Source organism: Mesorhizobium sp. M1088, from assembly GCF_040318575.1.
Taxonomy (GTDB): Bacteria; Pseudomonadota; Alphaproteobacteria; order Rhizobiales; family Rhizobiaceae; genus Mesorhizobium.
In genome coordinates, this window is the sequence record NZ_JAMYMO010000051.1 from 20632 (window position 1) to 30450 (window position 9819).

Annotated in this window: 10 protein-coding genes and 1 pseudogene; 8 read left to right on the forward strand and 3 right to left on the reverse strand. The window is 62.1% G+C overall.

The annotated features are described in order from the left end of the window. The first annotated feature begins 612 nt into the window (after positions 1–612). The 8 genes from NKH49_RS31260 (at position 613) to NKH49_RS31295 (ending at position 7782) form a co-directional block, all read left to right on the forward strand. Complete coding sequence (locus NKH49_RS31260; RefSeq protein ID WP_023679230.1) at positions 613–1224, forward strand: cupin domain-containing protein; 612 nt, start codon at positions 613–615, stop codon at positions 1222–1224. Between the two features lie 116 nt (positions 1225–1340). Then, positions 1341–2279 (forward strand): ABC transporter substrate-binding protein, encoded by a 939-nt coding sequence (locus tag NKH49_RS31265; protein ID WP_352449198.1) that lies wholly within the window; start codon positions 1341–1343, stop codon positions 2277–2279. Positions 2280–2353: 74 nt separating this feature from the next. Further along, a complete protein-coding gene (locus NKH49_RS31270; RefSeq protein WP_352775819.1) occupies positions 2354–3151 on the forward strand; it encodes an ATP-binding cassette domain-containing protein in 798 nt (265 codons plus the stop codon). Beyond that, complete coding sequence (locus NKH49_RS31275) at positions 3148–4152, forward strand: ABC transporter permease (protein ID WP_352503424.1); 1005 nt, start codon at positions 3148–3150, stop codon at positions 4150–4152. The genes NKH49_RS31270 and NKH49_RS31275 overlap by 4 nt, the downstream gene beginning before the upstream one ends. Positions 4153–4156: 4 nt before the next feature. Continuing rightward, positions 4157–5245, forward strand: a complete 1089-nt coding sequence (locus NKH49_RS31280; protein ID WP_352780207.1) for a phosphotriesterase family protein — start codon at positions 4157–4159, stop codon at positions 5243–5245. A 27-nt stretch (positions 5246–5272) separates the two neighbouring features. Further along, entirely contained in the window at positions 5273–6043 is a 771-nt protein-coding gene (locus NKH49_RS31285) for a glutamine amidotransferase (RefSeq protein ID WP_352775811.1), read from the forward strand. 3 nt (positions 6044–6046) lie between these two features. Continuing rightward, a complete protein-coding gene (locus NKH49_RS31290; RefSeq protein WP_352929347.1) occupies positions 6047–6955 on the forward strand; it encodes a ribokinase in 909 nt (302 codons plus the stop codon). Beyond that, positions 6952–7782, forward strand: a complete 831-nt coding sequence (locus NKH49_RS31295; protein WP_352474307.1) for a BtpA/SgcQ family protein — start codon at positions 6952–6954, stop codon at positions 7780–7782. The genes NKH49_RS31290 and NKH49_RS31295 overlap by 4 nt, the downstream gene beginning before the upstream one ends. A gap of 10 nt (positions 7783–7792) precedes the next feature. Here the strand turns inward: NKH49_RS31295 and NKH49_RS31300 are convergent. The 3 genes and pseudogenes from NKH49_RS31300 to NKH49_RS31310 form a co-directional block, all read right to left on the reverse strand. Beyond that, a pseudogene (locus tag NKH49_RS31300) lies at positions 7793–8205 on the reverse strand (type II toxin-antitoxin system VapC family toxin). Further along, positions 8126–8443, reverse strand: coding sequence for a type II toxin-antitoxin system Phd/YefM family antitoxin (locus NKH49_RS31305; RefSeq protein WP_352929350.1), 318 nt, complete (start codon positions 8441–8443; stop codon positions 8126–8128). The pseudogene NKH49_RS31300 and the gene NKH49_RS31305 overlap by 80 nt, the downstream one beginning before the upstream one ends. A gap of 890 nt (positions 8444–9333) precedes the next feature. Further along, the coding region (locus NKH49_RS31310) for a hypothetical protein (RefSeq protein WP_352929352.1) at positions 9334–9819 on the reverse strand (486 nt) is incomplete at its 5' end.

Genomic DNA, 9819 nt, shown 5'->3' on the forward strand with positions numbered 1-9819 from the left:
AAATATGTTGTAACCAACCAGCTGTATTGGCGTTGCTTCTTCGCACCTCGTGTCGATGTGTCTATACTTCTAAAGCATTAACCGCGCGTCACTTCCGCAACTTACATAAGCAAGGTGCTAGTCCATTAATTCTGTTGGACTTTCTTCAAAATTGCCGAAGCTTCAGCGGTGCGCGACTGCCCCAGGGATTTCATTGGATACATCGCGGCTATCGAGAGCCTACGCCCCTGGGCGTAACTCCATGGGGCGCTGCCGCGGGTGACTTCTGGGCGCGCTGCGCAATTCGGTGACAGTCCAGATTTGATCGTGTCGGCGCGGCCGTGTTGTGTAGATTGGCTGCGTGGCCCGCCTTGCCCGCATTGTCGTTCCAAGTCCACTCGCCACGTGACGCAAACGCGGTAACGGCTGGCGATTTCGACCACGATGGACAGCCAAGCGATAGGGGATAACTGGCGCGGGATCATCAGCACGGTTCATGCGGGAGCGGCATTCGCCGGATGAGGCAGCTACGGCTGCAGTCTCGAATTTGACGCATCAGCACTTGCAAATCGTCAGCCGAGGTCTTTTGCTCGCGCGATAGTTGCCCTTGACCGTTGAATGGTTGGCGAACAGATGAACAAAATCGATCGACGGCGGCCAGAATCAGAAACGGACGCCACCGTAAATGCCGCAAGACTTGGAACTCGGCTGCGCCTCGCCCGCCAGACACGCGGCATGACGCTGAAGACGCTGGCCGCGGCTGCGAATTGCTCGGAAAGCCTGCTGTCCAAGATCGAGAACGGCAAGGCTTCGCCGTCCCTGCCCATGCTTCACCGTCTGGTCGAGGTTCTCGACACCAACATCGGCTGGATGTTCGAGCAAGTCGACGACGACGAGGCGATCGTATTCCGGGCGGGCGCAAGGCCTTTGATCGCGCTCGACGCGCTACGGCGTGGCGAAGGAATTTCGCTCGAACGCATCATCCCGTATTCGCCTGGCCACCTCTTACAATGCAACATCCATCACATCGAGGCAGAGGGCTCGAGCGAAGGTCCGATCCAGCATGCCGGCGAGGAAGTCGGCTACGTGCTCGCCGGGCGGATCGAACTGATCGTCGACGGCAAGAGCCATGCTCTCGCCACGGGTGATGCCTTCGTGTTCAGGTCGGAGCTGCCGCATCATTACCGCAACATCGGCGAGGAACGCGCTAGCATTTTCTGGGTCAACACGCCGGCGACTTTCTGAGCAACGCTGTGCGTTCATTTGGATTGACAAATATTCAAGTCTCTTGAATGCTTGCCTCGTGCCTGTAGCACCAACGGGACCAGCCGAGGTCTGGTCCGCAAGCAAGGGGAACCGAAATGCGTCTGTTCAAACTTCTCGCCGGCTGTGCCGCCGCCATTGCCATGGGCTCGGCAGCCATGGGATCGGCGCTTGCCGATACGTTCGCTCTCGTCAACATCAACCAGCAGGCCCTGTTCTTCAACCAGATCAACGAGGGCGCGCAAAAGGCTGCCGACGCCGCTGGCGCCAAGCTGGTCATTTTCAACGCCAACAATGTGCCGAGCGCGCAGAACGACGCGATCGAGAACTACATCACGCAGAAAGTCGACGGCATCATTCTGGTCGCCATCGACGTCAACGGCGTCAAGCCTGCGATTACTGCAGCCAAGGCGGCCGGCATTCCCGTCATAGCCATCGACGCGCAGATCCCCGACGGCGACAATATTTCGTTCATCGGCGTCGACAACACCAAGGCCGGCGAGGACATCGGCAAATTCTACGCCGACTATGTGAAGACCGATATGGCCGGCAAGGCCAAGATCGGTATCGTCGGCGCACTCAATTCATTCATCCAGAACCAGCGCCTCGACGGCTTCAAGAAGGCGGTGACCGAAAGCGGCCAGGCCGTCACCTTCCTCGACACAGTCGACGGCCAGAACGTTCAGGAGACCGCCTTGAGCGCTTCGGAAAACCTGATGACGGCCAATCCGGACATGAACTCGCTCTATGCGACCGGAGAGCCGGCCTTGCTCGGCGCCGTTTCGGCGGTGACCAGCCAGGGCCGCACCGGCGACGTCAAGGTGTTCGGCTGGGACCTGACCAAGCAGGCCGTTCAGGGCATCGATGACGGCTGGGTGGTGGCGGTCGTGCAGCAGGATCCGGCCGGCGAAGGCAAGGCCGCGGTCGAAGCGCTGGGCAAGATCAAGAAGGGCGAGAAAATCGACCCGATCATCAATATCCCGGTGACGATCGTGACCAAGAAGAATGTCGACCAATATCGCGCGATGTTCAAGTAAACTGCGTCGGCGACCGAGCCGCGGCGCCGCCCGAGGCTGCGCCGCGGATCCCTTGCAATCGCGTGGAATTCCAGATGAGCAGTGGCCAGACCTATCGGGTGCGGATGAGCGGCATCTCAAAGCGCTACAACGCCATCCAGACGCTCGATGACGTGTCGCTGACGCTGAAGCCGGGCGAGGTGCTGGGGCTGGTCGGCGACAATGGCGCCGGCAAGTCGACATTGAGCAAGGTGCTGTCGGGGGCAGTGGTTCCCGACGCCGGCACCATCGAGATCGACGGCAAGCCGATGATCTTCAGCTCCCCGGCGGACGCACGTGCGGCGCGCGTCGAGATGGTCTACCAGGACCTGTCGCTGTGCGACACGGTCGATGTTGCCGGCAATCTGTTTCTTGGCCGCGAGCCGCGGCGTCGCATCGCAGGCATTTCCTTTCTCGACAAGAAGCGCATGCATGACGAGACGCGCCAGATGCTCGATCGGCTTGGCATCGTCATTGCCGACACGCGGCTCAAGGTCGAAAACCTCTCCGGCGGGCAGCGCCAGTCGATCGCGATCGGCCGCGCCGCCTCGTTCGAGCCGGCCGTGCTGATCATGGACGAGCCGACGGCAGCGCTTGCCGTGGCCGAAGTCGAGGCGGTGCTCGAACTGATCCGCGCGGTCAGTGCGCGCGGTGTCAGCGTCATCCTGATCACCCACCGGCTGCAGGATCTGTTCCTCGTCTGCGATCGCATCCAGGTCATGTATGAAGGGCGCAATGTCGCCGAGCGGCTGATCGGCGAGACCAATATCGAAGACGTGGTCAATCTGATCGTCGGCCGCAAGTTCAGTGCGCGTTCCGCCACCAATGGCTATCGCGGTGGAGCGCCGGCATGAGCGACGCGATCCACACCGCCCAGCCCTCACGAGTACGCAGGGGCACCTGGCGCGATGCGCTGCTCGCCAATGGCAGCGTCGTCTCAATCGCGCTGTTCTTTCTGGTCGTCTGCATCATCTTCTCGGTTGCGACCGACGCGTTTCTGACATCGCCCAATCTGTTGAACATCCTGCGGCAGTCGGCGCCACTGCTGATCGTCGCCGCGGCAATGACTTTCGTCATCACCACTGGCGGCATCGATCTTTCGGTCGGCTCCGTGCTGGCGCTGGTGGCGACGCTGTCGGCGACGGTTTTGCAGTTTGGCCTGCCGTGGCCAGTCGTTATCCTCGCCATGTTAGCGCTCGGCGCCCTACTTGGGGCGGTACAGGGCTATTTCATTGCCTATGAGGGCATCCCGTCCTTCATCGTCACGCTTGCCGGGCTTTCGGTGATCCGTGGCGTGGCGCTGCTGATCACCGGCGGCTATTCCATCCCCATCGAGCCCGGAAGCGCTTTCACCGTGCTGGGCCGCGCCTGGTTTCTTGGCGTGCCGGTGCCGGCGCTGATCGCGCTGGCGATCCTGGCCATCGCCTATCTCGCCTTCAACGAGACGCCATTCGGCCGCTATGTCACCGGCATTGGCGCCAACGCCGAGGCGGTGCGGCGCGCCGGCGTCAACACGCGGCAGACGACGCTCTTCGTCTATGTGATTTCCGCCACCGCGGCAGCCCTTGCCGGGATCATCATTGCTGCCCGGCTTGGATCGGGATCTTCGAATGCCGGCCAGGGTTTCGAGCTGGAAGTCATCGCCGCCGTCGTGCTCGGCGGCACCAGCCTGTTCGGCGGCCGCGGAACGATCATCGGCACGGTGCTCGGCGCGCTGACCGTGGCCGTCATCGGCAACGGCCTGATCCTGGCGCATCTGTCGCCTTTCCTGACGCCGATAGTCACCGGAACGATCATCCTGATCGCCATCTGGCTGAACTTCCGCCTGTTTCGCGGCGCCGTGCGGAGCCGTTGAGCCGATGAGCGGTCTGTTCGATGACGCAGTGCCGGGCCAGCGGCTGGCGATCGGGGTCGAAACAGGCCATGTGATGACCGTGCTCGGCCCAGTTCCGGTCGACGACATGGGCATCACGCTGATGCACGAGCACATCTTGCTCGATGGCGCGCGCAGCTGGAAATGCCCCTGCCATCCCGACGACATGGCGATCGCCGAGCAGCCGGTGAACATCGAGATCATCGGCGAGTTGCGCATGAACCCATACGTCAACCGCGACAACGTCTCGCTCGACGACGCCGACCTGGCGCTGTCTGAGCTGCAGCGCTATCGCGCGCTGGGCGGCCACACCGTCGTCGATGCCACCAATATCGGCATCGGCCGCGCCCCCGAAAAGCTCGCTCGCATCAGCCGCATGTCCGGCCTGAAGATCGTCATGGGCACCGGCTTCTATCTCGAGCACACCCATCCCGAATGGCTGAAGGCGATGGATGTGGACGCCGTGACCGAGTTCATCGTCAACGATGTCGGCGGCGGCGAGACGCAGCCGCCGATCATGGCCGGGCTGATCGGCGAGGTCGGCGTCAGCAAGGATTTCACCGCCGAGGAACGCAAGTCGCTGCGAGCTTCGGCACGCGCCTCGCGCATAACCGGCGTGCCGCTGTCGATCCATCTGCCCGGCTGGGAGCGGCTTGCGCACGAGGTGCTCGATATCGTCGAGGCCGAAGGCGCCGATCTTCGCCACACCGTGCTCTGCCACATGAACCCGAGCCACGACGATCCCGACTACCAGAAAAGCCTCGCCCGGCGCGGCGCGTTCCTCGAATACGACATGATCGGCATGGACTATTATTATGCCGACCAGGACGCGCAATCGCCCTCCGACGAAGAGAACGCACGCGCCGTCGCCGCCCTTGTCGAGGCGGGCTTCGGCGACCGCCTGCTGTTGTCGCAGGATGTGTTCCTCAAGATCATGCTGACGCGCTTCGGCGGCTTCGGCTATGGCTACATCCTGAAGCATTTCATACCGCGCCTGAAACGCCATGGCGTCGAGCAGCCGGCCATCGACCGCATGCTGATCGCCAATCCGAAAAGCGTATTCGCGCGGCTCTAAGCGGCCTGGAATTACACTGGAGTTCAAATGTCCAAGAAGAAGATCCTGCTTGCCGGCGAATCCTGGGTGTCGACCGCGACCCATATCAAGGGTTTCGACCAGTTTCCGACCGTTACCTACCACACCGGCGCAGACGAGTTGCTGGGCGCGCTGAAGGCGACCGACTTCGACGTCACGTTCATGCCGGCGCATGAGGCGCAGCGCGGCTTTCCACAGACCATGGAGGCGCTGTCGGCCTATGACGCGGTCGTGCTCTCCGACATCGGCGCCAACACGCTGCTGCTGCATCCCGACACCTGGGTCCACTCCAAACCGACGCCGAACCGCCTGCGCCTGCTCCGCGATTACGTCAGCGGCGGCGGCGGTCTATTGATGTTCGGCGGTTACTACAGCTTCCAGGGCATCAATGGCGGCGCGCGCTACCACAAGACCCCGGTCGAGGACGTGCTGCCGGTGAACTGCCTGGCCTACGACGACCGCGTCGAGGTTCCCGAAGGTTTTGCGCCGGTGCCAAAACCAGGGTCGAGCCATCCCATCCTCAGGGGCCTCGGCTCGGACTGGCCGATCCTGCTCGGTTTTAACGAGGTGACGCTGAAGGACGGGGCCGAGGTCCTGGCCAGCGTGTCGTCGGATTATGGCTCGCTGCCGCTGCTTGTCACCGGCCGTTACGGCAAGGGCCGCACCGTGGCCTGGACATCCGATGTCGGGCCGCATTGGCTGCCGCCGCAATTCATCGCCTGGCCGGGCTACAAGACCCTGTTCGAACAGATGCTTGGCTGGGCGACCGGTGAGAGCTGAGCCATGCATGTCCACGTCGTCGGCAATGCCTGCGTCGATACCGTGTTTCGCGTCGGCCGCTTCCCTGCCGCGGGCGAGACTTTGAATGCCGTGAGCTATGCCGACGGGCTCGGCGGCAAGGGCGCCAACCAGGCGGTCGCAGCAGCACGGACTGGTGCAGAAGTGACGTTCTGGACGGCGCTCGGCAAGGACCCCGCAGGCGCATGGATCAGGAGCCGCCTCGACGGCGAGCTGTCAGACCGTGAGGTGATCGAATTCGAGCTGCCGAGCGACCGCTCGACCATCGTCGTCGATAAAGGCGGAGAGAATTTCATTGTCAGCGGCGTCGCCTGCAGCGAAGCCTTCGATCCGGTGACGCAGACAGCACTTGTCCGCTGGATCGCTCCCGGCGACATCCTCGTCTGCCAGGGAAATTTGCGGACTGCCGTGACCAATGCCTGCCTCAGAGCAGCAAAGAAAAACGGTGCGCGCACCGTTCTCAACGCCAGCCCGATCGACACGGCCTCGCTGCCCGATCTCGGCCTGGCGGAGGTTCTGGTGGTCAACCAATCTGAGGCGAAAACCCTGACCGGCCGGGATGACATCGCGGCGGCGGCCGATGCGCTGGTGGCCAAAGGCGCAGGCACCGTCGTCATCACTCTCGGCGCCGCAGGCTGTATCGTGCTTGGCACGGACCGGACGGAACCGCTTCGTTTGCCGGCGCCGCGAGTCGAAGCGCTCGACACCAGCGGCGCGGGCGATGTGTTCTGCGGCTGTCTGGCCGGTGGGCTTGCCCGGGGCATGCCGGTCATCTCGGCGCTGAAGCTGGCGCTCGCCGCCGCCGCAATCGCCGTGACACGGCCGGGCACACTGGCATCCTGTCCTTCCGCCTCCGAGATGGCGGCGCTCATCGATCAAATGGAGCTCTCATGACCCAGCTCGGCCAATCCGGCGGCGACGCGCTCGTGGACCTTTTCGGCCGCACAAAGGTGGTGATCGGCGTCGTTCATCTGGCGCCGCTGCCCGGCGCGCCGCGCTATGACGGCGAGGCTATCGAGGCGATCTACCAGCGCGGGCTCGACGACGCCAAGGCCTATCTCGACGGCGGCTGCGACGGCGTCATCGTCGAGAACCATGGCGACATCCCGTTCGCCAAGCCTGATGATATCGGCCCGGAGACGGCGGCCTACATGGCGGTCGTTTCCGACCGCATCCGCCGCGAACTCGGCAGGCCGATCGGCATCAATGTGCTGGCCAATGCCGCGATCCCGGCCCTGGCGATCGCCAGCGCAGCCGGCGCCGGCTTCGTCCGCGTCAATCAATGGGCAAATGCCTACGTCGCCAATGAGGGTTTTGTCGAAGGCGAGTCCGGCCGCGCGGCGCGCTACCGCGCCAGGCTGCGCGCCAACGGCATCCGCATTTTCGCCGATGCGCATGTCAAGCACGGCGCACACGCCATCGTCGCCGACCGCCCGGTGGAGGAACTGGTCAAGGACTTGGTCTTCTTCGACGCCGACGCCATCATCGCCACTGGCCAGCGCACCGGCCACGCCGCAGATTTGGGCTACATAAGCATGATCAAGCAGGCCGCCGGCCTGCCGACGCTCGTCGGCAGCGGTGTCACGCCGGACAATGCCAAGGATATCCTCGCCATCGTCGACGGGGTCATCATCGCCAGCGCGCTGAAGCACGACGGCGTCTGGTGGAACCAAGTCGACTCTGCTCGAGTAAAGGCTTTCATGGGTGGTCTGAAGCGATAACTGGACTACCCTACCGAGGGGCTTGGGGTCCGCTTGATCTGAGACGACGGACGGGCTTAGGATACTGCGCGACCAGATCGTCGACGGTCAGCAAAGTAATGCCTTCCACAATCGATTGAGCAATCAGGATCCGATCGAAGGGGTCCTTGTGGATGGGTGGAAGCCCATCCACCGCAATGGCATGCTCGCCGGTGATTGGCAGCTCATGATAGCCATTGTCTATCAGGCCCCGACGTAAAAGACGCGCATCGACCCTGAAGTCGGGGCGCCCCAGACCGCGTTTAAAGGCAATCTCCCAGAGACTTGCGGCGCTGAACGTCAAGTGGTTATCGGCATCTCGATCTCAGCGAGGGCTGCGGGCGGAAGCTTTTCGGGCTCGCCCGCCGCCCAGAGCAGAAGATGGGTATCGAGAAGAAGTTTCATGGCCGCCAAACAGCTTCTCGATTTCGTCATCGGCCATGCGATCAAAATCGTCCGGAACTGAAAACCGCCCGGCCATAAACCCCACCCGACGCATTTCGCCGGCCGCAGGTGCGTCTATGGCAACGACCTTGACCATCGGCTTGCCGGATTTGGCGATAATGAAGGATTCGCCTTTGGCCGCCCTGTCGACAAGACCAGACAGATGCGTCTTGGCCTCGTCGATATTGACGGTGCGCATTGCGGGCCTGTGACTTAGTCCATGCAACTTAATCTACACGGGCCCGATTTTTTCAAGCGTGTTTCAGTCAGTGAAGGATGCCGGAGGTGGCCGACCCTCTCGGATCGGCCGCATGGCACGACTTCAACAAAGACGCGTAATCGATTGTCTGAACTGCATGTTTGTTGGGACTACGTCTCACCTGATGTTGGCCGAACCTGTTGCTCCGCCATACGAGGTCGGAGTTCACAGGAGCGATTTTTGCCGAGCAGATGCTCTACGTCGCACTAGGGGCCGAAAGCGAAACGTCCGCTTAGGGCACTGCACCACGGCGGCGACGGCCCGACACTGTACCGAAGGCGATCGACGCGACGGGCGCCAAGGGCCTTACCTGACTCTATGTTCCCTTCACGATTCTCGGTTTAGTCGGTCGGCGGGATTGAGCCGCGCTCTCGAGGGCCAAGGCCGACCGCTTCTCGTCTTCGATAGCGCGATCGACTGCCTCAATTTCCTCTTGGAGCACCTTCAGCTCGGCTCCGTAGCTGGAGCCGTCGCTGTCCCCGATCTGAAAGCCACTTGCTCGCATTGCGTCGCGAGTATGGTGCACGTTACGGACTCCTTCGCGTCGAGTCGCGACCAAGATTTCCCTAAACTCTCCAAGACGTTCAACGTGATTGCGAGCCATTGCGTTCTCCTATTTCGTCGTCATCGTCGCCGACGGCGATTCAGAACGGCTAAAACCTACGGAGATACCTTCGACAAAGCATGAGTGCGGAAGCTCAAATTTGAATGTCTTGCAAATAGCGTGAAGCGCGGCAGGCGGAAATTGGCTTCGACCCGATCGATCTCAGACCAAATGCCAGACACTTTCGGCCGAGCGCGTCTGCGGCACCCCCAACGGGGCCATCCGCTCATGTAATCGGTAAAAGTCGAATGCGAGAATGGCCCGGGCCATGGACGTCCCGCCATTCCTGGTCGTGTTTGAGTTGCGGCGGAGGCAGGGCAGGCTTCGGCGCGTTGGTTGTGTAAAGCATCTCAAGCAACTGCTCTCCGTCGATCAGCTCCAGATAAAGCTTTGACTCGTCTCTCTGGCCTTCCTCGGTAGCGCTCGCGCTACTTTCGAGAACGAGAGGCGGTGGTGACAAATATCCCCTGCTCGGCACTCGCGAAGACCTTGCTCCTACGAAGTTTCGCACCGCTTTGACGGATTCCGCATCGGTCGTGATGTTGCACTGCCCTCTGGATGACGCGGTTGTCACGCAAAGGCAGGAAACGGCGTAACGAAAGCGAACGCGAAATTTCAAACATGGGGTAATCGCGGAGCGAGTCGCCCTGAAGCCGGAAACGGTCACATATTGAAGAGCGGGTGGTTGTTCCCCGATAGGATGGAAGTACGG